Source organism: Legionella nagasakiensis (assembly GCF_900639915.1).
Lineage (GTDB): Bacteria > Pseudomonadota > Gammaproteobacteria > Legionellales > Legionellaceae > Legionella_A > Legionella_A nagasakiensis.
On record NZ_CAAAID010000004.1, the window covers coordinates 17,782 to 39,802 of the forward strand.

The window sequence follows — 22,021 nt, forward strand, 5'->3', positions numbered from 1 at the left end:
TATGGATTTATCAATTGTATTTGTGATTCTTGCGGTTATTCTTTGTTTCTTTATGACTTGGGGCGTTGGTGCAAACGATCTTGCCAACGTCATGAGCACCACCATGGGTTCCAAAGCCGTGACCGTCAAACAAGCGATGCTCATCGCCATTCTGTTTGAATTTGCTGGCGCCTTTCTTGGCGGCACAGGGGTAACGGAAACCATGCGTGACGGCATCATTAACACCAGTGAATTATCGCAACAACCTCTGGTACTGGTAGAAGGCATGTTAGGCGTGTTGTTGGCCTGTACCATCTGGATGAATCTGGCAAGCTATTTTGGCCTGCCTGTCTCGATAACCAATGCCTTAGTAGGCTCCATGGTTGGATTCGGCAGCCTCGTCTTGGGTAAAAATGCCATTCATTGGAATCAAGTGTCTCATATTGCGATTGGCTGGGTGACCTCACCCTTAATTGCCGGGACTACGGCTTATGCGTTATTTATTAGCATCCAACAAGCGATTTTCGTTAAAAGTGATCCTTTGGCGAAAGCAAAGCTGTATATACCCATCTATCTTTTTCTCGTCGGCTCCATTCTCTCCTTTATTACCGTCTTTAAAGGATTGAACCATTTTGACATTCACTTGAATGTCAAACAAGATATTGCCGTCACCTTGGCAACCAGCATCACCATTACCATCGTTGGCATGCTCTTTATTAAAAACATTCCCGAAAAGACCTCACTAAGACGGCGAGAACGGTTCATTCAGGTAGAAAAATTCTTTGCAGTACTCATGGCCATGACCGCTTGCGCCATGGTGTTTGCCCATGGCGCAAACGATGTATCGTTGGCAGTAGGTCCTCTAACCATCATTCATAGTCTCATCACCGATGCCCACCAACCTTTTGAAGCGACGGATTATCCTGCTTGGATTATTCTATTAGGATGCATTGGTGTCGTAACCGGGCTATTAATGTATGGCAGAAAAGTGATTGAAACCGTTGGCAGCTCCATCACCGCCTTAACGCCTAGCCGCGCGTTTGCGGCCACCCTTGCTGCGGCAACCACCGTCGTCGCTGCAACCAGCCTTGGCATCCCGGTATCGGCAACCCAAACCTTAGTCGGCGCTGTTCTTGGCGTTGGCCTCGCTCGTGGTATTGGTGCGTTAAACCTGATTGTTATTCGCAATATCTTTACCTCATGGGTGCTCACCTTACCTGCCGCATCTCTATTGACCATCTTATTTTACAAAATACTGCATGCGTTCTTAGGATGATTTCCAAATGTTTATCTCTTGCCCCGGTTGCAAGCAACCAGGCTTCTACATATCAAATTTTTTGTAGCCTGGTTGCTTGCAACTGGGTAAATTTCAACCACCTCTGAAATATAATAAAAATGACTAAGAGCGATTGGTATCATTCATCTTGATACGCGCTTGATAAGCATCGTTGCAAAGCTGAGTGCTGTTGTGAAAAATGAGCGTCGCTGGATTATCTTGTTTGAACGTAGTCAGGTACTCTTCCAAAAAGGGCGTCCCTAAAATCACAAAACTTGGGTAATTTTTTTTATGGTTCGGTGTTTTTGTATCGGTTTTATTGGTTTGATAGCCAATAAAGGCCAATTTAACATACCCTGCGCCACAAGCACTGGACGTGATATAACGTTTTGCTGGCAATTTTAAGCGAAATGGATGGCCTTGGCGGTCTTTAAAATGAAAATACAAATCGGGAAAAGCATCTTCATCAACCAACTCATTAGCCAAGCAAGCACGCCCACGCCAGAAATCCTCTGGCAATGCCTGATTTTTCTTGCTGGTGTGTTTTTTAAGATAGGTAATGAGAGGCGCAAGTTTTGAGTCTGGATAAATAATTTTTGCGGTTGTACCACTATCGATGATGGCCTCACCTCCCCCTGGCAAATCAACCAACATCCGTCCATGTTTATCACTCACCCCATATTGGCCGACAAAATATAATTCCTTTTTAGTAATCGCCACCTCATGATGAGGAAATATGCCTAATGCCGCTGGCAAAGGCCCTAAAAAAAGCCAGGAAGGCGCCCGAACATCGCACAGCAATAAACTAAATTCATCCTGCAGCTTGTATTTTTGATTGATGCGGGTAAAAAAAGGTGGTGTGGGATTATCACGCGGATCCGCTGCTTGTGGATAGGCAAATCCAACGATGTTATTAATATCTTTCCCCTGCTCATAAACGCCATAATGAAATTGCTCAAGCGTTAATTTTCCAGGAACGTTTACCGGCCCCTGAAATTGACGGAGTTTCCCATCGCCTAAACCGTAGCGCATGAAAAACTCGTGCTTTAATGGTTTGGCAGGTGCTTTAGGCGTAAACCGGTTGCCTGCAATCAATTCCTCGCATTGTGGGCAAAGCGTTGCATCACCCACCACATTGAGATTGCTGCTGCCTGTATCAAGCATTAAACGAAGGGGCTTTTCATGGCCTGCCAGCAAAACCATAAGCGCATAATCGCCATGATTTTCATTATAATTCAAGGGTAGTGTGATGGAAAAGGCAGGTGCACTTAAAAAGAAAAAAGAAAATAACAATCCCTTTTTTTGTAAAAAAGACATTGTTTGGCGGTAAAATCGATGCAATATGGTGTGCATTCGTGGCTCCAACCCCCTGTGTTCAAGCCACCCAAACAAGACCCAAAGCCGCTTGATCCACTCGCGCATTGCTGGTCGCCTGCCAATTTAAAGCCGACACCGGCTGAAAAATGGTTTGTTTCTCATAATAAGTTTGCGAGGCCAAGAGACGCAAATCAAGATGACGGCTTAAAGAAAATTGGGTGCCAACCCCCACTTCAAGCCCGTTGCGCCAGTTGCGGGAAACCACACTGGTGCCTCCGGTTAATTGGCTCATGCCGGTAAGTGTGGACTTAAAATACCCATAACGATACCCCACCAACAGCAAGACACTGCTGGGTCTTGCCTTATCCCCGGCCGGCAAGGCGCTGACATGCCACTGTGGGATGAGGCTTGCGCCAAAACTTTGCAAATTCCTTTCCCGTACCTGGTAAGAAAGATCCAGTGGATTGCCATTGATAAATAAATTAGGGCTTGTGGTGTGCTGGCTGAAAAAATCGGCGTGTCCTGCGCCAGTTGCCGCATCCGCCTGGATAGCCAAGCTAAAGTATGCATTGAGGGGGATGGTATAACCGGCAAAACCGTTGATGCCGATGCTGGCATTGCTGGTGCCAACCAGATTGGTATTTTCGGCAGCAACGCCACCAGGTCCCACTGCAACTTCAACTTCTATCGATTGCGGAGCACTTAAGGTAGGCATCACGAGAGTCACGATGTTGTTGGCAGAACCCGATAAATTGATCTTGCCCTGCTCAGCCATGGCAAGAGCGCTTGCGCCAGCGTACCAACCTGAATTAGAAGCAAAAAGGGGGGAAACAAACAGAAAAATGATAAAGGTGACTATCCTTGTACTGCATACCATTGATGACAATCCATAAACGATTAATCCAGGTTAAAAAGACTATCGCAATCACAAAAGAGAAGCAAGAAAAGAACAGAATAAGTGAAGATGGTAAGAATAAATTAAGTATTAATTTTGCACGGCATTAATGCCGTGCAAAATTAAAAATAACCCTAGTCAGTTCCAGCCGCAGATTCTTGGAGTCCACCCTCTTGCATAGAACTGGCCCAAGTAATAGCCTCAGTACCTTTCGGCTCTTTTTGAAGCTTTTTAACATCGTCAGGGCTAGCGTAGACATTGACTTTGGAGCCATCTTGCAAGGTAACGGTTCCTTTCACCATGCCAGAGTTATTAGCCATATCACCCGCCGCAAACACTTGCGGCGAAACCGCCAACACCAATGCCAAGCCACATGAGGTAAGTAATGTTTTCATCATCAGTCTCCTGTCTGTTTAAGATGTACACACTAACTACACATGTTTAGTATAGATAAGAATTTTTGTTTTGCATTGAAAAATAATTTTTTTTAACTTCTTTGCAGTTCTGCTTAGGCTTGAAAGACAAGCGCATCCACACGCCTCTATTCCTCACATACAATGGCAGTCTTAAGATTAAAAATCTTTCCAGATTGCTTCTTCCCGTTCTGCAGGCTCAGCATGATCACGGAGCGTAAAAATCCGTTGGTGTTTTTTAATTTCTTTTAATTGCGATGCCGATTTTTCATGAGTGGCGTCAAATTGATACAAAAATCGGTCATAAGGGCTGACGTACGCCTTATCAATGTCTTGGCTGCTCATTGTTATCCTCACCATCAATGATATGACTGGTAATTTTATCGGGTTTTTATTAAAGTTGCCATGCATTGATATAAGAAAAAGAGTACCTACATGAACATAAAAAAAGCAGAATTACACGTCCACTTAGAAGGAACCATTTCACCGGAACTGGCGCATAAGCTGGCAAAACGCAATAAACTGCCGCTTCCTGCCGGATTAATCACCGAAGATGGCCAAAGTTATGTTTCGCGCGATTTTCTTCATTTTCTGCAAGTGTTTGATGTCGTTGCCGACTTAATCAAAACACCGCAAGATTACTACGACATCACCTTTGATTATCTGCGGGCCAATGCGTTAGAACATGCCATTTACATTGAGATGATGTATTCGCCCGATCACGCGGAAAAGGCAAGCGGCATTCCTTCCATTGAGCACCTGCATGCGATTCAGCAGGCGATTAACGATGCACAGCACCAATTTGACATCATTGGCCGCATTATTATTGTTGCCGTACGCCATTTTGGTCCAGATGCGGCGGTGCGTGCTGCCAAGCAAATCATGAAAGAGTCTGTGCCTTGTGTAACCGGTTTTGGCTTAGGCGGAGATGAAATCAACTTCCCCCCTAAATTATTCAGCCAAGCTTATCACATTGCCGCGGAAGCCGGCTTGCATTGCACGGTCCACGCCGGTGAGTTTGCACCCGCCAGCGGCATGGTAGAAGCCATAGAACACCTTCCCATTCAACGTATCGGCCATGGCGTACAAGTCATTCACTCCCCTGAAACCATGGCATTGGTCAAAGAAAGAGACATCGCGCTTGAGCTTTGTCCTTCCAGTAACATTAAGTTAGGCCTTTTTCAAAGCTTTGCCGATCATCCGTTTCCACAGTTGCTGGATGCAGGCATTACCATCAGCTTAAATTCTGATGATCCGCCATTCATGCGCACAACACTGGCGCAAGAATACGCGCACGTGCAAGAGGCTTATGGTTACAGCGATGAAACCATGGAGCGTATTACCGCCATGGCCATCCAACGGGCGTTTGTTGATGAGGAAACGAGACAGGCACTGCTGGACAAACTAAACGAAAAATAATGACTGAAGACGTAGCCATTTAAATCAATCCTGGCTGGCAAGCAGCCAGGCTACACGTCAAATTTCTTGTAGTCTTGTTGTAGCCTGGTTGCTTGCAACCAGGGCATCTTCATACGGCTACTTTAATGATACACAATATAATTCAGGGATTAACCCTGGTTGCCGTGGCGCGTTAACCAGGCTACACGGCCTCTTCCATATACGACCGCACTTTTTTCATGGCATTTTTTTCTAATTGACGCACACGTTCAGCGGAAACACCGTATTTTTCTGCCAGAGCATGCAACGTCATTGCTTTTTCATTGGCCAACCAACGCTCTCGTAAAATATCCTGGCTGCGCTCATCCAAACGCTCTAGAGCCATATGCAGTTTTTCATGGCTTTGTGTACTGCTGTCTTCTTGTTCAAGCATATGAGCAGGATCACTGCCGATATCTTGTAAATAACGTGCGGGAACGGATTTATAAGATTGCTCATCCTCTTCCGCATCCGGCGCATCATAAGGCATATCCATCGCATTTAACCGCTGCTCCATAACCAGCACATCCTCACGAGTAACGCCTAAATCTTGAGCGACGGCATCGACTTCTTCTGCATTCATCCAGCCTAAACGCTTTTTCATTTGCCGCATATTAAAAAACAGCTTGCGTTGGGCCTTGGTCGTGGCGACCTTAACGATGCGCCAATTTTGTAAAACAAACTCATGGATCTCCGCACGAATCCAATGCACGGCAAAAGAAACCAGGCGAACCCCTTGGCTTGGGTCAAAGCGTTTAACGGCCTTCATTAAACCAACATTTCCTTCCTGGATTAGATCGCCTAACGGCAATCCATATCCCAAATACCCGCGGGCCACGCGGACAACGTAGCGTAAATGAGCAAGAACAAGCTGGCGAGCCCCTTCTAAATCGCCTTCCGCATGAAAACGTCGGGCAAACTCATATTCTTCTTCAGCTGAAAGCATGGGAATTTGATTAACGCGATGAATATACGCATCAAGGCTGCCCACTGGCAAATTCATAGTTGAAAGTTGCAACTGTAGACTCATGGTTATTCCTCTATCATCAAAAACAAAAGAAACAGGTATTCATCGTTATTATTATGACTAAAAGCTGGTTAACAAGCCTTCACACCCGTATTATTATACATTAATTATACGGTTCAATAGAAGTCAGTTGCCTTTTAACCGACAAACGCGCACCGAGCCACCCGAGTATAATGGCTGACACGATCAAGAGCAAGGCTTGCCGCAACGATAAAGCCAACAGGGGTAAAGGGATTTGAAACGCAGTCGCTAGCTGCCTGGCAGCCAGCGCTAAACTTAGCATGAACAGCTGAACGAATAACAGCGCAAGCATTGCGCCGGCAAAGCCATACCAAACACCAGAATAAAGAAAAGGACGAAGAATGAAGGGATCTGTTGCGCCAACCAGCTTTAGTATCTGAATTTCCTCGCGACGATTCTGAATAGCCAACCGTAAGGTATTGCCTATAATCAAAAGAACCGCTGAAGCGAGAAGAATCATCAAGCCATGAGTAATCCTTGTCACTACCCCAAGAATTGCATGCAAACGACTCACCCATTGCATATCCAGTTTGGCCTGCTCTATTTGCGGATAAGAGTTTAATTGCATGTATAATTGCTCCAGCTTTTCCGGCGTATCCACACTCAATGCTGGAATAATATCAATCACAGCTGGCAAAGGATTTTCAGAAAGATAATTCATAATATCCTGCATTCCTTCCTGCACCTTGAGCTCAGCAAGCCCTTCTTCAGGAGATTTCAACACCGCTTGGCCTACACCTTGTGTCGTACGAACATGCAATAAAAAACGCTCCGCTTCCTGGATGGAGAGAGATGGTTTAAGGTAAAGAGCGATCCGCCCCCCCTCTTGCCAACGATTTGTTAATTGCTCCAAATTATAGGTCAGTATCCAAAACAGAGCGGGCAACGCCAAAGTAATCGCGATAACCATGATGGTCATGGCTGCTGCAATGGGTTTTTGGCCAAAGAAATGAAAACTGGCTGTCACCGCTTGGCGATGATGATCAAGATAGGTATGCAGTTTTTTCAACATAGGTGCCCACCCTTGAGCATGACGATACGATGTCTCATGCCAGCGATTAAAGCCAAATCATGCGTCGCCACTAACACACCGACACCAACTTGATTTAACTGCTCAAAGAGCTTCATGACTTCTGCCGACAGGGCTGGATCGAGATTTCCGGTAGGCTCATCAGCTAATAACAAGGCCGGCTTATGAACAACCGCTCGAGCAATACCAACCCGTTGCTGTTCTCCGCCTGAGAGATGAGGCGGTAATATTTTTTCCTTGTTCAGCAAACCAACCATATCCAATGCGGCACGTACTCGTTTTACGATGGCCTGCGAAGAAAACCCTTGAATTTTCAGTGGTAAAGCGACGTTATCAAACACCGTTCTATCATTCAGTAAATAGGGTGATTGAAACGTGATGCCCAGGGTACAACGATAACTCGGTACGTCTCGTTTTTTGAGTTGATTCAGCCGTAAACCATTGACAATAATCTGCCCAGAGGAAGGCAACTCCAACATGGCAATGAGCTTGAGCAAGGTACTCTTCCCCGCGCCAGAATGACCGGTAATGAACGCCATTTCCCCTTTTTCAAGAGAGAAATTGATATCACTTAATGCTTCATAACCACCTGGATAACGTTTACTGACCTGGTTAAATAATATCATCATTGAAAATTGCATTAACGAATTGCGAGGCACTAAAGGGCCGCAAATCATCAATTCCTTCACCAATCCCCAGATAACGAAATGGTATCTCTAATTCGTTAGCAATGGCAAATAATATTCCTCCTTTCGCGGTACCATCCAGTTTAGTCATCGTAATACCACTAACGCCAACGGCCTGATGAAACTGGCGCGCTTGATTTAAAGCATTTTGACCAATCGTTGCATCCAACACCAACATGGTTTCATGCGGCGCATTCACATCAATTTTCTTTAAGACACGCTTCACTTTCTTTAGCTCATCCATAAGGTTTTGCTGAGTATGCAATCGCCCGGCCGTATCGGCTATCAACACATCCATGCCGCGTGCTTTTGCGGCCTGAAAAGCATCAAAAATAACGGAAGCACTGTCAGCGCCTGTATGCTGGGAAACAACAGCAATCTGATTTCGTTCGCCCCATGCTTGCAATTGCTCGATTGCGGCTGCACGAAAAGTATCACCCGCCGCCAACATGACCTTTTTTCCAAGCTGCTGGTATTGCTTGGCTAACTTACCAATCGTTGTGGTTTTTCCTGCGCCATTGACGCCAACCATTAGAATGACAAAAGGCGTTTGCTCACCTGCCTCCAGAGTCAACGGTGCGGCTTCTTTTGTCAGAATACCTTGCAAGTGAGTTTTCAAGGCCGCATAAACGGCATCACCATCGGCCAATAATCTTCTGGTTAAACCATCACTTAATTGTTGGATAATTGATCTTGTGGTCTCAATACCTACATCGGCACTCAAGAGTAATGTTTCTAATTCTTCGAGTAACTCGGCATCAATTTCTTTTTTACCCAGCAGCAATCGACCAATGCCATCACCTAATTGATGACGCGTTTTGCTTAATCCTTGTTTAAAACGTGAGAACAGATTTTTCTTGGGCGGTCTATTCGCTGTCGATGTCTTTTCTCCATCAACATTTAATGATGCAGCTTCAGTCGATGCATCAACGGATACATCCTGAGTTGATTTGGATGATTTACCATCCTGATTTCGTTTAAACCATTTAATCATAGGTATACAAAGTAAAGGAAATATGGAATTCTATCACTTTTTTCAGTGAGGTGTATCATGCGCATCGTCTTAATGCTGCTGTTAGCGCTGTTATCCTGTCAAACATTCAGCCAGGTAAAGCAATTTACTTTAGATAATGGCTTAAAAATAATCGTGAAAGAGGATCATCGTGCACCCGTCGTTGTCTCCATGGTTTGGTATAATGTCGGCTCTGCAGATGAGCCCGGCGGTTTTACAGGAATTTCACACGCCCTTGAACATTTAATGTTTAAAGGGACAAAAAAATACCCCGTAGGCGTTTTTTCTAAAACCATTGCCGCACTTGGCGGACAGGAGAATGCCTTCACCAATACTGATTACACCGCTTACTTTGAAAAGATTGCGGCATCCAATTTAGCAACAAGCCTCGAATTAGAGGCCGACCGCATGCAAAATTTATTACTCGATAAACAAGAATTCGACCGAGAAATCAAAGTTATCCAGGAAGAGAGACGCTTACGCACCGATGATAATCCTCAGGCACTCACGTTTGAGCGCTTTTTAGCAACCGCTCATCTTGCTTCGCCTTATCATCATCCCGTTATTGGCTGGATGAGTGATATAGAACACATGCGCATTGAGGATGCAAAAGCCTGGTATCAGCGCTATTACGCACCCAATAATGCCACACTCGTGGTTGTGGGGGATGTCAAGCCTGAGCAGGTTTACCAATTAGCCAAGAAATATTTTGGGAAAATCAAGCCTGGCGTACAACCAACCCGTAAGACACAAGTCGAACCCCCTGTTTTAGGGCAAAAAACAGTGCAAGTACATGCCCCCGCGCAAGTACCGCTCTTGATGCTTGGTTACACCGTACCCACGGTGAAAACAGCACCTCCTGAGCAAGCCGCCGACCCCTATGCCTTGGAAATTATAGCCGGCATTCTGGACGCGGGTGACAATGGGCGTTTTAGTAAAAACTTAGTGCGCGGCCATCACATTGCCAGCACTGCCGATGTGTATTACAACCTCTATGCACGCTACCAAACTCAATTTGTCCTTTATGGAAGTCCTAGCCAGACACATTCGGTAGCAGACTTGCAACAAGGCTTTTTATCTGAAATCAACCGCCTTAAACATGAAAAAATCAGTGAAAAAGAATTACAACGGATTAAAACGCAAATCATCGCCCAAAAAACATTTGAGAGAGATTCTATTTTTGGGCAAGCCATGGAGCTTGGCTTATTAGAAACAATTGGCCTTGGCTGGCAAACGGCTGAGAAATATATAGAAAAAATTAATGGTATAACACCCGAGCAGGTGCAACAAACAGCACAGCGTTATTTTCGCGAAGAATTTCTTACGGAGGCCGAACTGATTCCAAAGCATCCAACGGAAAAAGAAAAACACTAACGACAACCTAAGGAACAACCGATGAGATCCTTATTGACCTTATTCTGCTTATTCTTTGCCTGGCCCCACGTCTTGGCGGCTAAAACATTTGAAGCGCAACGTTGGTTGACTTCCCATGGCGCACAAGTCATTTTTTATCAGGCAATGGAAGTTCCCATGCTCGACATCAGCGTCGCCTTTGCTGCCGGTTCGGCTTACGATGGCGACCATTTTGGCTTGAGTACACTGACCACTGAACTTTTAAATCAAGGAAATGCTGGCTTTGATGCCAATACCGTTGCCGAAAAATTAGCAGAAACCGGTGCTCAATACGATGGCGAAAGTAGTCGTGATATGGCCGTATTAAATTTAAAAACATTAACCGATCCAAAATCACTTAAAGAAGCAACCGATGTCTTTGCCTTGATTGTGAATCATCCCGATTTCCCTCCACAAGCGTTTGCACGCGAAAAAAATCAACAACTCATGTCCATTGCGCAATCTCAGGAATCACCAGAAGAAATTGCAAATCAAACCTTTTTTAAAGCGCTTTATGACACACATCCTTATGCTCATCCTATTAGAGGGACACAAGAAAGCGTCAAGGCATTAACCATTGAGCAAGTACGTCGTTTTTATAAACAATATTTTGTCAGCCACAATGCGATTATCGTTATGGTTGGCGCTATTGACAAATCAACTGCACAACAATTAGCAGAAAAATTAACGGCGGATTTACCGACAGGTCAGGCGGCTGCAAAGATTCCAGCTGCGCATCCTTTGGCAGAAGAATTAACCATTGAAGTTCAATTCCCATCATCACAAAGTATGATTCGCCTCGGACAACTAGGGATTGATCATCATAATAAACACTATTTCCCTCTCATCGTTGGTAATTATATCCTGGGAGGAGGTACGTTAGTGTCGCAATTAGGTTACGAAGTACGACAAAAAAGAGGATTGACCTATGGAATATACAGTCAATTTATACCCATGCCAGGATTAGGCCCATTCATCATCAGTTTGGCAACTCAAAACAAACAGGCAGCAACAGCAACAGACGTCACCCGAAAAACATTGGACGCTTATCTTAAAGCAGGACCCAGTGAAGAAGAACTAACGGCGGCAAAACAATACCTCATTGGTAGTTTTCCTTTATCATTAGCCAGTAATCGTAATATTGCTAACATGCTGCTGAAAATAGCGTTTTATCATCTTCCAGAAGATTACCTGGATACTTACACGTCACAAATTGCAAATGTCACGACCGAACAAATAAAACAAGCCTTTGTACACACGATCACGCCTAATAAGTTGCTGCAAGTCACGGTAGGCAACCTGTGAAACAAGCCATTCGCATCATTGGTGGGCGCTTCAAAGGGAAAAAACTGCATTTCCCAGCCATTGAAGGACTCCGGCCCACCCCTGATCGTGTGCGAGAAACATTATTTAATTGGCTAATGCATGATGTTCGCAACGCACTCTGCCTTGACGCCTTTGCAGGAAGTGGTGCCTTAGGATTTGAAGCATTTTCGCGCGGTGCTTCCAAGGTTGTCTTTGTGGAGCAATCGCCCAAAGCCTATACCAATCTGAAATCTCTTGTCTCCGCGTTCGACACTACAAATTTAAGCGTTGTAAAAGCAGATACCCGCGCCTATCTCAGACAAACACATGAGTCATTTAACATCGTATTCATGGACCCCCCATTTGCCAAAAATTACATTCCTGATTGTCTACCTGCGCTAGAACAAACGAATGTACTCATTCAACATGGTTTGCTCTACCTTGAAACACCCGGTGAAATCATACTGGACACATCCATCTGGCAACCCGTGCGCTTAAAACGCGCAGGTCAAGTTGTCTATGCACTGTATGAAAAAATTCGAACCGTACCCCAACACACCAGCGCCTGAATACTCATTACCCCACTTCTTTGAAAATCGTACTATCTTCTTGACAAGCCGTCATGCTCCTGTTTCAATCAATGCTAATCTCATTGTTTACTAAATAACAAGATGAAAAATAAGCTTGTCGCACTTCTTTTAACATCCACACTGGCTGGCGGCTGTGGAACTACTGCTGTCTATAAAAAACCTCCCTATAATGAACCCAGTGATGATGCCACCATAAAGTTAGCAGAAGCGGCAAATTCCGTTAGTGATTCCATGTTGGAAATGGCACGCGTAGAAAAAATTATTACGCCGCCCAGCAAAGACAATGTATTGACTATTCCTAATGCTTATAATTTACAGGCACGTGCCTCCGTTGATTGGTCAGGCCCTATTGCAGAGTTGACTGAACGGGTTGCTAAAGCAGCTCATTATCGAGTAAGGGTATTAGGCAAAGAACCTGCCATTCCTGTTTTAATCAGTCTTAATGTAAAAGATGAAAGTCTGGCAGAAATTTTACGAGACATCGATTATCAGGCCGGGAAAAAAGCTTATATTCATGTTTATCCTAACAGTCAGGTTATAGAATTGCGTTATGCCAAACTTTACTCGTAGTCTTCCTATCGTATTAGCCGCCATCCTCACAGGCTGCGCTTCCTCCTACACAGGTCAAGTAGGAGATACAGGTTCGCTTGCCGGTCTGCAAGCCATGGCCAACAATAATGCCGCGAAAGCAAACAATCGTGCTGGCTCGGGAAAAATCCGCGAAATGGCGCTGCGAGAAACGGCGCTAAGCTTAGGTGCGCAATCAGGACTTGCCTGGAGAGCTAAATTTATTGATGAGGAACTCGTCAAGGAAACGCGTAATCTTGATGCGATATTTGATTTTAACGCCCTGGTTCTTCCTCACAATATTTTGCCTCCGGTTTTGTTGGAAGGTCGTAATACTCTTAATTTGGCCGATACGCAAACCATTCGTATATCAGATAGAACCTATAAAGTTGCCAAACAAGCTCGATTCATTACCACGCCTCCCAACTGGCGACAATACTTATGGATGGATTATAAAAAACCGGATTACCCTAATGTGACGCTTTTGCCTAAAACGAAAGAAGAGCGAATGATATGGAAGGAGTGCGTGGAAAAAGGGTGGAAACAGGGAATAGAACAAGCCAACATCATCCTTGAGGAAAGCATTGCTCGCATCAAGGAAGATTTTAGAGGCATGATTTTATATCGAAAATTATTGGCAATGAATATGGTTTCTCCGCCTTACGTTTCTCATACTGACTTAGGCATTACCGGCGATGGCGAAGAAATACATATCGATGATCGCGTTTTACGGATTACGGCATTACCTGCCTTAAATACCAACAGCAAAGAATGGCGTGCCGCAGTCGCTAAAGATGAAGATTCCTTGGAGCAATTCAGAACAATGGAAAAACTTGTAAAAGCGGCTAAAATTAAAATAACAAGTAAGGCTTGGCAACCAGTCATCACGCCAATCGGCTGATGAAAAAACACGATGGAAACAACCCATAACCTTTTTATTCTGTTGTATTTTCAGCGACGCTGTAATAGCTCCTGTAAACTTCAGCCGCGAATGCTATTTGCCTAAGCCTTCTTCAACAACCATCATGAGGCAAACGCTTGAACACGAATAATGACCATATAAATCTAATGCCAGACGAGCCTACGCGTTTTACTCCTGTCTTTATGGATAAAATGCTGGAGCACGCTGAACATCTTAACGCATCCGACATCACCATCCAAACCGGCGAACCTATTTTTGCCGAAGTGTATGGGAGATTGATAAAAATAACAAATCGCCGTCTTTCCAACACAGAGCTTGGTGATTTAATTAACGCCATTTATGGCCCTAACGCCACCACACAATTATTGTCAGGCCAAGATATTGATACGCATTATGAGTTTCGACCAAATCGCGGAGTACGCTATCGCTATCGGGTCAATGGCACAGCCTGTCTGGTAGAAGGACATGATGCCATACAAATCACCTTACGGACTATTCCGACAACACCACCCAGCCTGGAAACCATGAATTTACCACCCCATATTCTTGAAGCCATTGAACCTCAAGAAGGGATCGTATTTATTACCGGCGCAACAGGTTCGGGTAAATCCACCTTGCTGGCTTCAATTATTCGTAATCTTATCGAAAAAGAAGACTCCAACCGCAAGGTATTAACCTATGAAGCACCTATTGAATTTGTTTTTGATGAAATTGAAACCATTTCTGCAGTCGTTAGTCAATCAGAAATTCCACGCCATATTCCTTCGTTCGCAGAAGGAGTGCGCAATGCTTTGCGCCGTAAACCACGTTTGATTATGGTGGGAGAATGTCGTGATAGCGAAACAATCAGCGCCGCACTAGAAGCGGCACTAACCGGTCATCCTGTCTATACGACCTTACATACCTCAGGAGTAGCAGAAACCATGCGACGCCTGGTTACCTCCTTCGCTGGTGAGGAACGCCTGGGAAGAACCATAGACATTCTGGAAACCATACGTCTTTGTATCTGGCAAAAATTGGTTCCTACGGTAGATGGCAAGCGCGTAGCATTACGTGAATATCTGGTCTTTGACGAAGAAACGCGTGATATTCTTCTGGAAGGAGATCCAAATGAAGTAACAAACACGACGCGTAAATTAGTTCGTCAGCGAGGCCAATTAATGACTCATGATGCCAAAGAAAAGCTTGAGCAGGGCATTATCAATGAAAGAACGTATAAAATTATTATGGCCGGCACGAAAGATTATCAAAAATCGTTTGAATAACTCATGTTTACAAAAGCCTCCTAGCCTCCAAGGGGAGGAATGTGCAAGATTAGAAGCTAAGCATTACTTACCGACTGGTGGCGCGGACTCACCACCACCAGGAGGCTGGCCAGATTGACCGCCACTAGATTTACCACTACTTTTTCCACCAGGAGGCTGACCAGATTGACTACTATTTTTTTTGCTACCACCAGTAGCTTCGGCACCGCCCCCACCACTTTGTGATAATTTTTTCTTAGCCCAACCCGTCGCTTTAGTGGCATAACCTGACAATTGCTTGTCAATTGCAGCCTGAGCCCCTTGCGTTTCTTTGCCGGACTCACCTATTTTTCCTTTTGTTTCATCACCCCATTGTGCAGCTTCTTGCCCTAAACTCTCAGGCGCCCCGCCAATCCAACGCAACACCTTATCGGGAAGGTAGGCAATTAAGGAAAATGCTTTTTGCACAATGGTTAGATACAGCATGGTATAAATCAGGATGGAGAAAAAGTACGCATACACACCAGCCCACCCCGTATAACCACCCGAGATTGTTCCTGCGCCAGTTGACACACCACCGGTGAAATGGGCAAACCCGGCACCGATAGCAATCTGATCAGCCAGCGAACCATCCGTACCATAAGCCCCTGTTCCTTGAAGAAAACCGATGGCATTCTGAAATCCTGCATTTAAAATCCAGACCCCTACGTAAGATAAAGCAATGGCGGCAATGTAACCAATGATCATCATGGAGGGCCGCAAAAAAACATTCATCAGAATCATGATGGCCTGCTCACCCTTACCAAACGCCTCATGTCCTTCTGGATGAGTCACACCCAAAGCAACAATAGGTGCGGCCACCATCGCCTCAATCACGGCAATCAACCAGGCAATCGAACCAAGCGTAAAGATGACATAGGGCAAAACCGGCACGTAATAAGCCGTCGTAAAACCGATACCAACCATGATGCTTGTCCAAGTCAACAACAACGGCAAGGTAAGCGCAATCATGGGGAAAAGAATCAAATTGACAATAGGGAGTGCCGCCATCATGATCAACTCTATCCACAAATTGCCGGCAAAGTTGATGTAATAAGTACCCATGTTGGCTAACGCTACGACCGGATTAATGCCCGGCTGAGTAATAATGTTTACCCCCTGCTGAAATATGGCAGCCATTGCTTGTAATGGCATCTGTAAAAAGCCCCATATAAATTGTTCAATGACCGTGCCAAATAAGGCCATGAATGCATTGTATATGGTAGCCACAATATACCACAGCATCGTGCCAAGAAGATTACCGATACACACAAAGAAAAAGAACCTTCCCCCGCCACAACTAAACGAAGGATAGGGCAACTGCAGCGAACTTAAGTCTGGCGGGGGAATGTTTCCTATCGCCTTAAAGGACGCTCCACTGCCACCCGGTTGCGAGTCAGAAATTTGCAAGATGGTGGAATTATTGACAAATCCAAACACGGTTGAATCATTCTTAGAATCACTATCGTCATCCACCTGACGGTTCCCTGAAGAAAAACCACTAGCGCTGACCGCAGAAGCAGTAGGTGAACTCGCCCCAGTGATTAAATCGGCAACCTGCTTCAGTTTTGTGTTATCATTATTAAACAAGTCACAAAGGACGGGAGGACTTGAATTATTGCAACTGTCAGACCACCCTGTTAATGCCTTAGTAGGACTAACCAACGTGCTTTGTTGCAGACCATTGCCCGTATCGGACAGGTCGCTGGCCGCTTCCATTGCCGCCACATTCAATCGGACCAAATTAAAAAAATAGCTACCAGCCATAATCCAGCCTTGTGAGGTTGCATTCTGGATAAATTGACGCGCATCCGAAGCGCTTCCAGCGTTATTTGCTTGTTCTTGCAGCGTCAACGTAGGCAGCATAATGGTATGATAATCAGAAATCGCCCCCTGAAATTCCGTGCCAGTAAACAATGGCGCACCCGAGCTGCCAGGAACAGTGCCCCACATCTTGCAATTGTCCGTACTTACCGAAGCGCATACCTCGCCAGATATGGTTTGAGGCACCCCATATTGCTGTTCAGCAACGGGCGAGTAATTTGAGGTGGTTGTGGTGGTGCTTTGTTGCTGTTGCGAAGACAGTTGCGGGTCATTATTGACCATGACTTGCGCAACCATGGATAAATCGATGTACATTTGCTGAATGGCAATCGCCCTGGACATTTTAGCGGTTGCAACATCACCGCTGCTGACTACTTGTGAAACCTTTGACTCATTAGAAAATGAAAACTCATTCCATTTTATTTGTCCACAAATGCCATTGAGCTGAGAATATAAGGGATCATCGGTAAAATTCGGCATGTCTACAGAATATTTTTGCTTTGATTGCGCAGAAATAATATTAACGGTGCTGATAAAATCCGGAACAGCATTGCTGCAAAAACTCTTCATGTTATCATTTGCTGGATTAACACAAGGGCCTGATGGTCCTGCCTGATTACTTTTCTGCTGCAGATAAGTGGTGCGCTGATTCTCCAGCTGCTTTTGCATGCCAAGCATGCAGACTTGACCGGCTAATATTACTTGTGCCCCATAAGGGACACTGCTTGCATCGCTGGATGAGCTAAGCATTGATTTCGCCGGATTAGGCTGATTCATCACAATGGAGCCACCACCATTCAAATAGCCTAATGCTGCATCCCATACTTTATCTGCAGCACCTACGCCTTGCACAATCACCCACATCACAAAAATTTGCATCAAGCAATAACCGGAAGCCTTGGGAATCAATAAGGCCAGGCCAAAGGTTGTACGTACGGGCACCCAGAGTGAAGACCATTTCTGGCCAAGAAACTGTCCTTCTTGTGCGGTATTTAACGTCGAGACAATTAAGGTGTACATGATCACAATACCGCCTAAAGCAAGTACTGCGGCATTTAAAACAGCAAACATACTCCCCATGATTTGGCTGCCCGTGCCATGTAACACACCATCGACAACCCCAAAAATATTACCAAGAAATACAACGGAATAATCTCCTGGCGGAGGAGCGAAGGTGAACGTTTGATCCGCCGCTAAAGCCAGCACCGGGAAACATGCCAACAACAAACTCAGGGTAAACTTTTTCATGGTTTATCACCCATTATGCCTTGTCTAAGCCATTCCCTCAAAGAGCAACCTAATTTTCGTTCTCGAATCTGGAAGTACCAAAAATGATAACGAAAAGCTAATACCAAGGCGATTAATGTTACAATCAAGCTTAACGCAAATGCTAAAATATGACCCAATACAAGAAGATAAATCGAATAGGATAAGAGAAGAACCGCAAATAAAATCATAAGCAAGCACAACCGAAACAGGGCTTTTTGTTTTGCAAGAAGCTGGCTGTTCGTCAAATTAAACTGGGCTTGGATGACTTCAAATGGCACGCGACTATCACGGTGTTGTGGGACAAAAAGCCGTTTTATCCCCAACAAAATGTATGAGGTCCACCCTTTAACGCGATCCCAGTCTGCCCAGCCTCGAACATTAAAAATACTCCTCACTATCTTCCCTATGCGGGAGCCGGATTTTTTTTTCATAAAACTTACTTATGTTCCAATAGACTTTTACTTTTTATACTATATTATAATAATTAATTAAAACACAACGCATACATTCTTGCCTGAAAAAAAGTAAAAAAAGAGTAAAAATATGCCTGATCTTAGTCATGAAGCTTCTGCCCAGTATTGGCATGATTTTATTGATCCCATGATTTACCGTGTGGTTACGTTCATGGAAAGCGTGGAAGACTGGACACTGGATGGAGATACCAAACTGGAACAAGCCATTGAGCAATTAGGCAAGGAATTGGACGACATCGAAGCCATTGACATGAATGTATTGGGCGAAGAAGATAAATTTATTCGTCTTGTTGGCAATATAAAATCCGGACGCGGACTTCGCTTATTACAGGCCATTGACACAGTACATCCTGGTAGCGCGTCAAAAATCCTGATTTATGCGGAAGAAACCAGCACGTCGAGCGCCGATCCTGCTGGTTTTTTTCTTAAGCGCAATATCGTCTTTGAGCGATTACGCTTATTATCACGCGTTTTTTCTGAGTATCGCCTTAAACTGGTTGCACGAGCTCTTGAAGGGGAAGAATAATGAAAATAATTGGTCGCCCACTATTAGCCTGCCTGCTTTCTACAAGCATATTCACTGCCAGCGCGCAAGTGTATCAGCCGAATGATAGCAACGGTGGCTATTCACCCGAAGGGACGGAAAGTTTACAAGCCATCCAAGTTTACTTATATAATTTAGGACAATACTTAGGCTTTTCTCTAGGAACAGCACCCCAAAACAACCCAATACAATCAGCCGCTCCCCTGCCTTTTTTAGATCTTTCACAAACACAAATTACCAATGCTTACATTCCAGCGGTGGCTGCATTAACCAGCATCATCAGCCTTTCAATTTTTAAAAATTATAGTTCTACAACCACCACAGGAGGGAATATATCGGCTAATAGTCTTGTTGACCAACAACCTTATCAATCCGACCCAATCAGCCAGTCCGTCCTTAACATCCTGACAACACCAGACTACTCTTATTGCCTCTCTAGTTATCAAGGAAAAGCATTTACCGCCAATCCCTTGAGCAACTGTACAAGTGCTGGAGCACAACTCACAAATTTAAAAATTGTTACGGATGTCGTTGGCACACTTCCAGGCCCCACGAAGTTTTTTACCACCGATGGAATAACCACCAATTCAACAAACAACAATCTTATTCAGCAACTCAGCAGCAATTCCCTCCTGACGCCTTTGAGTTATTCCACAGACAGCCAAACAACCAATCAATCCTCAAGTCAATTGACGGCAAACAGCGAAGCTCAGATTGCGGAAAATTTCATCCGCTACGTCAGTGGCAACACTCTCCCAGTTGATTTGGCCACTTGGAGCCAATATGAAAGTTTATATAATACGGCTACCACCGGCAAAACAACGGATCTTGCCACCCAACAAGCGAATTACACCCTAAGCCAATACCTGGCTTCCTTGCGAACCTATGCAGCGCAAACCTCGGTAGGAGTCAATAACCTTTACTACATTCTGTCGAAACGAATGACAAGCGATACAACTAAAACCAGTGAAGCATCAAGTGAATACAACATGGCCACATGGCGATTGGCAAATATTAACCAAAATACCACAGGACAAAATCAAAACAATCAACAGCAACAACAGTGGACTGAGCAAATAAAAAATGCGCCCCCCGAAACGGTGCAAAAAGAAATTGCTCTGCTGCTTGCAGAAATTAATTATCAATTGTATTTAACTCGTCAGCAACAGGAACGCATTCTGTTGACCAACAGCATCTTAGTCATTCAAAGCGCTCGTTCAAACAAGCCTAGCCTGTTGGGCGCCGATCAAGGCCAGGGTCAAAGCGCTTCTCAATAACGTTGCATTAAAAGGAGGAAGAGCAGGATCATATAGCGCCGCCCACTAAGCATTAGACAAGGAGCAAGTGCGCGAGGAGAGAGAGTGTACAGATAGTATATGACCGAGTTAAGCAAACTTGCAACGATGTATAAAGCTTAGTCGGTGGTGCTTACCGGCTCTTTTTTATTGATAACCCAGGCTCGATAATAAGGAATCCAGACGACGAATAACCCCATCAACCGGAATAAGACTCATGGTTTCTGCCCCATGAGCATGGGTTCCCCAGGGATTGGTTTCGGCTGTTTTTTGCAGCACGGCTCTTACGGCTTCAGGATAATAATCTACTGATAAGTGGCGGTAGGGATAAGGACCCGAAACCCTTGAACTCGTCACTGCATGTAACGCAATGACTGGCGTTGCTACGGCCGCTGCCATATGGGATGGTCCAGTATCCGGACATAACAAAAGATCCGCTTGCTTCAACACGGCAAGTAACTGTTTAGGTTTGGTTTTGCCAACCAAATCAGTCACAGGGACCGACTGCATGATAGCATCAGCCAATACACGGTCATGTTCGCCGGGTCCGCCTGTTAACACAACTTGGGCATGCCAGCGAGATTGTGCATATCGAATCACTTGAATGTAGCGGTCAACAAGCCAACTGCGCTCAGATTTGCTTGCAGCGGGATTAATCAGCATGATAGGCCCTTTGCCTGTTGGCAGATGATCACGCGCCCATTGATAATCCGTGGCAGGAATCGGTATATCCCAACGAATTTGTTTTTTTTGCATCCCGAGTACGTCAGCAAATTTTAGAAATCCTTCAAGGGTATGATCCTTTCCTGGTATTATCCTTTCATGAATAAACCAACCATGCCCATCTTTAGCACGCAATGCATCGTAGCCAATTTTCCGTGACGCACGTATGAAGGGATACAAAAGGTTCGCGCGAAAACTTGCTTGTGTCGCGAGCAGTACATCAAAACATCGTGCACGCATTTGCTGATTAAACCGCCAATAATCGGCAACATGGCCAGGTTTGGGTATGACGATAAATTCCACACCCTCTAATCCTTCCACCAAATCATAGGCAGGGCGCGAAATTACCCAGGTTAATGACACATCGGGAATATTGGCTTGCAGCGTTCTTATCAGCGGCACAAGCATTAAGACATCTCCCAAAGCAGAAAGTCGTACAATACATATGGATTTAATCATTTTTATGGTTGCAGTTGGGCAAGTTTATAAATTTCATGAACTGGCAAAAACATTTATCAGTCGTGTGTCAGGCTATTGCAGTTAATCACGTTTCAAAACAAAACGCGCCCCACAGTAAGGACACACTTCAACACCAGTTTCCTCAATGGGCAAATAAACTTTTGGATGGGCATTCCATAATTCCATCTCATCGGTAGGGCAACTTAAAGGCAGATCTTTAGGGAATACCGTATAATTTTGCTCAGCACAGGCTGGCTGTTTTTGATTCTGAGGCATCATTAA

22 protein-coding genes are annotated in these 22,021 nt (G+C 44.7%); 10 read left to right on the plus strand and 12 right to left on the minus strand.

The genetic code is table 11. The annotated features are described in order from the left end of the window. Position 1: 1 nt before the first annotated feature. On the plus strand, positions 2 to 1,255 hold the full coding sequence (locus tag E1O52_RS04470; RefSeq protein ID WP_133127515.1) for an inorganic phosphate transporter: 1,254 nt from the start codon (positions 2 to 4) through the stop codon (positions 1,253 to 1,255). Positions 1,256 to 1,378: 123 nt separating this feature from the next. Here the strand turns inward: E1O52_RS04470 and E1O52_RS04475 are convergent, their stop codons facing one another. From E1O52_RS04475 to E1O52_RS04490, 4 genes are all read right to left on the minus strand, one after another. Continuing rightward, a complete protein-coding gene (locus E1O52_RS04475; RefSeq protein ID WP_165474709.1) occupies positions 1,379 to 2,608 on the minus strand; it encodes a pepsin-like aspartic protease in 1,230 nt (409 codons plus the stop codon). Positions 2,609 to 2,630: 22 nt separating this feature from the next. Next, positions 2,631 to 3,449, minus strand: coding sequence for a hypothetical protein (locus tag E1O52_RS04480; protein ID WP_133127517.1), 819 nt, complete (start codon positions 3,447 to 3,449; stop codon positions 2,631 to 2,633). Positions 3,450 to 3,601: 152 nt separating this feature from the next. Next, positions 3,602 to 3,865, minus strand: a complete 264-nt coding sequence (locus tag E1O52_RS04485; protein WP_133127518.1) for a hypothetical protein — start codon at positions 3,863 to 3,865, stop codon at positions 3,602 to 3,604. Between the two features lie 174 nt (positions 3,866 to 4,039). Continuing rightward, positions 4,040 to 4,225, minus strand: a complete 186-nt coding sequence (locus E1O52_RS04490) for a CBU_0585 family protein (protein ID WP_133127519.1) — start codon at positions 4,223 to 4,225, stop codon at positions 4,040 to 4,042. A 90-nt stretch (positions 4,226 to 4,315) separates the two neighbouring features. Here E1O52_RS04490 and E1O52_RS04495 point away from each other — a divergent pair, with 90 nt between their 5' ends. Beyond that, on the plus strand, positions 4,316 to 5,299 hold the full coding sequence (locus tag E1O52_RS04495; RefSeq protein WP_133127520.1) for an adenosine deaminase: 984 nt from the start codon (positions 4,316 to 4,318) through the stop codon (positions 5,297 to 5,299). 181 nt (positions 5,300 to 5,480) lie between these two features. Here E1O52_RS04495 and rpoH read toward each other — a convergent pair whose 3' ends face one another. The 4 genes from rpoH to ftsY all read right to left on the minus strand — a co-directional run bounded on the left by rpoH (position 5,481) and on the right by ftsY (position 9,075). Next, positions 5,481 to 6,347 carry an RNA polymerase sigma factor RpoH gene (gene rpoH, locus E1O52_RS04500; protein ID WP_133127521.1) on the minus strand — a complete coding sequence of 289 codons (867 nt, stop codon included), beginning with the start codon at positions 6,345 to 6,347 and terminating at the stop codon, positions 5,481 to 5,483. A 100-nt stretch (positions 6,348 to 6,447) separates the two neighbouring features. After that, on the minus strand, positions 6,448 to 7,377 hold the full coding sequence (gene ftsX, locus E1O52_RS04505) for a permease-like cell division protein FtsX (protein WP_133127522.1): 930 nt from the start codon (positions 7,375 to 7,377) through the stop codon (positions 6,448 to 6,450). Continuing rightward, complete coding sequence (gene ftsE / locus E1O52_RS04510; RefSeq protein ID WP_133127723.1) at positions 7,371 to 8,021, minus strand: cell division ATP-binding protein FtsE; 651 nt, start codon at positions 8,019 to 8,021, stop codon at positions 7,371 to 7,373. The genes ftsX and ftsE overlap by 7 nt, the downstream gene beginning before the upstream one ends. Then, a complete protein-coding gene (gene ftsY / locus E1O52_RS04515; protein WP_133127523.1) occupies positions 8,008 to 9,075 on the minus strand; it encodes a signal recognition particle-docking protein FtsY in 1,068 nt (355 codons plus the stop codon). Before ftsY ends, ftsE begins: the two co-directional genes overlap by 14 nt. A gap of 57 nt (positions 9,076 to 9,132) precedes the next feature. On the opposite strand from ftsY, the gene E1O52_RS04520 reads away from it, so the two are divergent. From E1O52_RS04520 to dotB, 6 genes are all read left to right on the plus strand, one after another. Next, on the plus strand, positions 9,133 to 10,467 hold the full coding sequence (locus tag E1O52_RS04520; protein ID WP_133127524.1) for a M16 family metallopeptidase: 1,335 nt from the start codon (positions 9,133 to 9,135) through the stop codon (positions 10,465 to 10,467). A gap of 21 nt (positions 10,468 to 10,488) precedes the next feature. Beyond that, entirely contained in the window at positions 10,489 to 11,790 is a 1,302-nt protein-coding gene (locus E1O52_RS04525) for a M16 family metallopeptidase (RefSeq protein WP_133127525.1), read from the plus strand. After that, positions 11,787 to 12,359 carry a 16S rRNA (guanine(966)-N(2))-methyltransferase RsmD gene (gene rsmD, locus E1O52_RS04530; RefSeq protein ID WP_133127526.1) on the plus strand — a complete coding sequence of 191 codons (573 nt, stop codon included), beginning with the start codon at positions 11,787 to 11,789 and terminating at the stop codon, positions 12,357 to 12,359. Before E1O52_RS04525 ends, rsmD begins: the two co-directional genes overlap by 4 nt. Positions 12,360 to 12,461: 102 nt before the next feature. Then, positions 12,462 to 12,950, plus strand: a complete 489-nt coding sequence (gene dotD / locus E1O52_RS04535; RefSeq protein WP_133127527.1) for a type IVB secretion system lipoprotein DotD — start codon at positions 12,462 to 12,464, stop codon at positions 12,948 to 12,950. Next, on the plus strand, positions 12,931 to 13,848 hold the full coding sequence (locus tag E1O52_RS04540) for a type IV secretion system DotC family protein (RefSeq protein ID WP_133127528.1): 918 nt from the start codon (positions 12,931 to 12,933) through the stop codon (positions 13,846 to 13,848). The genes dotD and E1O52_RS04540 overlap by 20 nt, the downstream gene beginning before the upstream one ends. Positions 13,849 to 14,015: 167 nt before the next feature. Next, positions 14,016 to 15,134 (plus strand): Dot/Icm type IV secretion system ATPase DotB, encoded by a 1,119-nt coding sequence (gene dotB, locus E1O52_RS04545; RefSeq protein ID WP_133127724.1) that lies wholly within the window; start codon positions 14,016 to 14,018, stop codon positions 15,132 to 15,134. Positions 15,135 to 15,197: 63 nt separating this feature from the next. Here dotB and dotA read toward each other — a convergent pair whose 3' ends face one another. Together dotA and icmV are read right to left on the minus strand one after the other, a co-directional pair. Continuing rightward, positions 15,198 to 18,224: a type IVB secretion system protein DotA gene (dotA, locus tag E1O52_RS04550; RefSeq protein ID WP_133127529.1), complete on the minus strand. Its 3,027-nt coding sequence runs from the start codon at positions 18,222 to 18,224 to the stop codon at positions 15,198 to 15,200. Continuing rightward, on the minus strand, positions 18,221 to 18,676 hold the full coding sequence (gene icmV / locus E1O52_RS04555) for a type IVB secretion system protein IcmV (protein WP_133127530.1): 456 nt from the start codon (positions 18,674 to 18,676) through the stop codon (positions 18,221 to 18,223). The genes dotA and icmV overlap by 4 nt, the downstream gene beginning before the upstream one ends. A 112-nt stretch (positions 18,677 to 18,788) precedes the next feature. Between icmV and icmW the strand changes: the two genes are divergently transcribed. Together icmW and E1O52_RS04565 are read left to right on the plus strand one after the other, a co-directional pair. Then, complete coding sequence (gene icmW / locus E1O52_RS04560) at positions 18,789 to 19,244, plus strand: type IVB secretion system protein IcmW (protein ID WP_133127531.1); 456 nt, start codon at positions 18,789 to 18,791, stop codon at positions 19,242 to 19,244. Next, positions 19,244 to 20,539, plus strand: a complete 1,296-nt coding sequence (locus E1O52_RS04565) for a hypothetical protein (RefSeq protein WP_133127532.1) — start codon at positions 19,244 to 19,246, stop codon at positions 20,537 to 20,539. Before icmW ends, E1O52_RS04565 begins: the two co-directional genes overlap by 1 nt. Positions 20,540 to 20,704: 165 nt before the next feature. Here the strand turns inward: E1O52_RS04565 and E1O52_RS04570 are convergent, their stop codons facing one another. Next, positions 20,705 to 21,739, minus strand: coding sequence for a glycosyltransferase family 9 protein (locus E1O52_RS04570; protein WP_133127533.1), 1,035 nt, complete (start codon positions 21,737 to 21,739; stop codon positions 20,705 to 20,707). Between the two features lie 81 nt (positions 21,740 to 21,820). Further along, positions 21,821 to 22,015, minus strand: a complete 195-nt coding sequence (locus E1O52_RS04575; protein WP_133127725.1) for a zinc-finger domain-containing protein — start codon at positions 22,013 to 22,015, stop codon at positions 21,821 to 21,823. Between the last annotated feature and the right edge of the window lie 6 nt (positions 22,016 to 22,021).

What these genes read in the sequence shown, in the direction of transcription:
- E1O52_RS04470 (WP_133127515.1), top strand. Translation starts at nt 2, where the DNA reads ATGGATTTATCAATTGTATTTGTGATTCTTGCGGTTATTCTTTGTTTC.
- E1O52_RS04475 (WP_165474709.1), bottom strand. Translation starts at nt 2,608, where the DNA reads ATGCACACCATATTGCATCGATTTTACCGCCAAACAATGTCTTTTTTA.
- E1O52_RS04480 (WP_133127517.1), bottom strand. Translation starts at nt 3,449, where the DNA reads ATGGTATGCAGTACAAGGATAGTCACCTTTATCATTTTTCTGTTTGTT.
- E1O52_RS04485 (WP_133127518.1), bottom strand. Translation starts at nt 3,865, where the DNA reads ATGATGAAAACATTACTTACCTCATGTGGCTTGGCATTGGTGTTGGCG.
- E1O52_RS04490 (WP_133127519.1), bottom strand. Translation starts at nt 4,225, where the DNA reads ATGAGCAGCCAAGACATTGATAAGGCGTACGTCAGCCCTTATGACCGA.
- E1O52_RS04495 (WP_133127520.1), top strand. Translation starts at nt 4,316, where the DNA reads ATGAACATAAAAAAAGCAGAATTACACGTCCACTTAGAAGGAACCATT.
- rpoH (WP_133127521.1), bottom strand. Translation starts at nt 6,347, where the DNA reads ATGAGTCTACAGTTGCAACTTTCAACTATGAATTTGCCAGTGGGCAGC.
- ftsX (WP_133127522.1), bottom strand. Translation starts at nt 7,377, where the DNA reads ATGTTGAAAAAACTGCATACCTATCTTGATCATCATCGCCAAGCGGTG.
- ftsE (WP_133127723.1), bottom strand. Translation starts at nt 8,021, where the DNA reads ATGATATTATTTAACCAGGTCAGTAAACGTTATCCAGGTGGTTATGAA.
- ftsY (WP_133127523.1), bottom strand. Translation starts at nt 9,075, where the DNA reads ATGATTAAATGGTTTAAACGAAATCAGGATGGTAAATCATCCAAATCA.
- E1O52_RS04520 (WP_133127524.1), top strand. Translation starts at nt 9,133, where the DNA reads ATGCGCATCGTCTTAATGCTGCTGTTAGCGCTGTTATCCTGTCAAACA.
- E1O52_RS04525 (WP_133127525.1), top strand. Translation starts at nt 10,489, where the DNA reads ATGAGATCCTTATTGACCTTATTCTGCTTATTCTTTGCCTGGCCCCAC.
- dotD (WP_133127527.1), top strand. Translation starts at nt 12,462, where the DNA reads ATGAAAAATAAGCTTGTCGCACTTCTTTTAACATCCACACTGGCTGGC.
- E1O52_RS04540 (WP_133127528.1), top strand. Translation starts at nt 12,931, where the DNA reads ATGCCAAACTTTACTCGTAGTCTTCCTATCGTATTAGCCGCCATCCTC.
- dotB (WP_133127724.1), top strand. Translation starts at nt 14,016, where the DNA reads ATGCCAGACGAGCCTACGCGTTTTACTCCTGTCTTTATGGATAAAATG.
- dotA (WP_133127529.1), bottom strand. Translation starts at nt 18,224, where the DNA reads ATGAAAAAGTTTACCCTGAGTTTGTTGTTGGCATGTTTCCCGGTGCTG.
- icmV (WP_133127530.1), bottom strand. Translation starts at nt 18,676, where the DNA reads ATGAAAAAAAAATCCGGCTCCCGCATAGGGAAGATAGTGAGGAGTATT.
- icmW (WP_133127531.1), top strand. Translation starts at nt 18,789, where the DNA reads ATGCCTGATCTTAGTCATGAAGCTTCTGCCCAGTATTGGCATGATTTT.
- E1O52_RS04565 (WP_133127532.1), top strand. Translation starts at nt 19,244, where the DNA reads ATGAAAATAATTGGTCGCCCACTATTAGCCTGCCTGCTTTCTACAAGC.
- E1O52_RS04570 (WP_133127533.1), bottom strand. Translation starts at nt 21,739, where the DNA reads ATGATTAAATCCATATGTATTGTACGACTTTCTGCTTTGGGAGATGTC.
- E1O52_RS04575 (WP_133127725.1), bottom strand. Translation starts at nt 22,015, where the DNA reads ATGCCTCAGAATCAAAAACAGCCAGCCTGTGCTGAGCAAAATTATACG.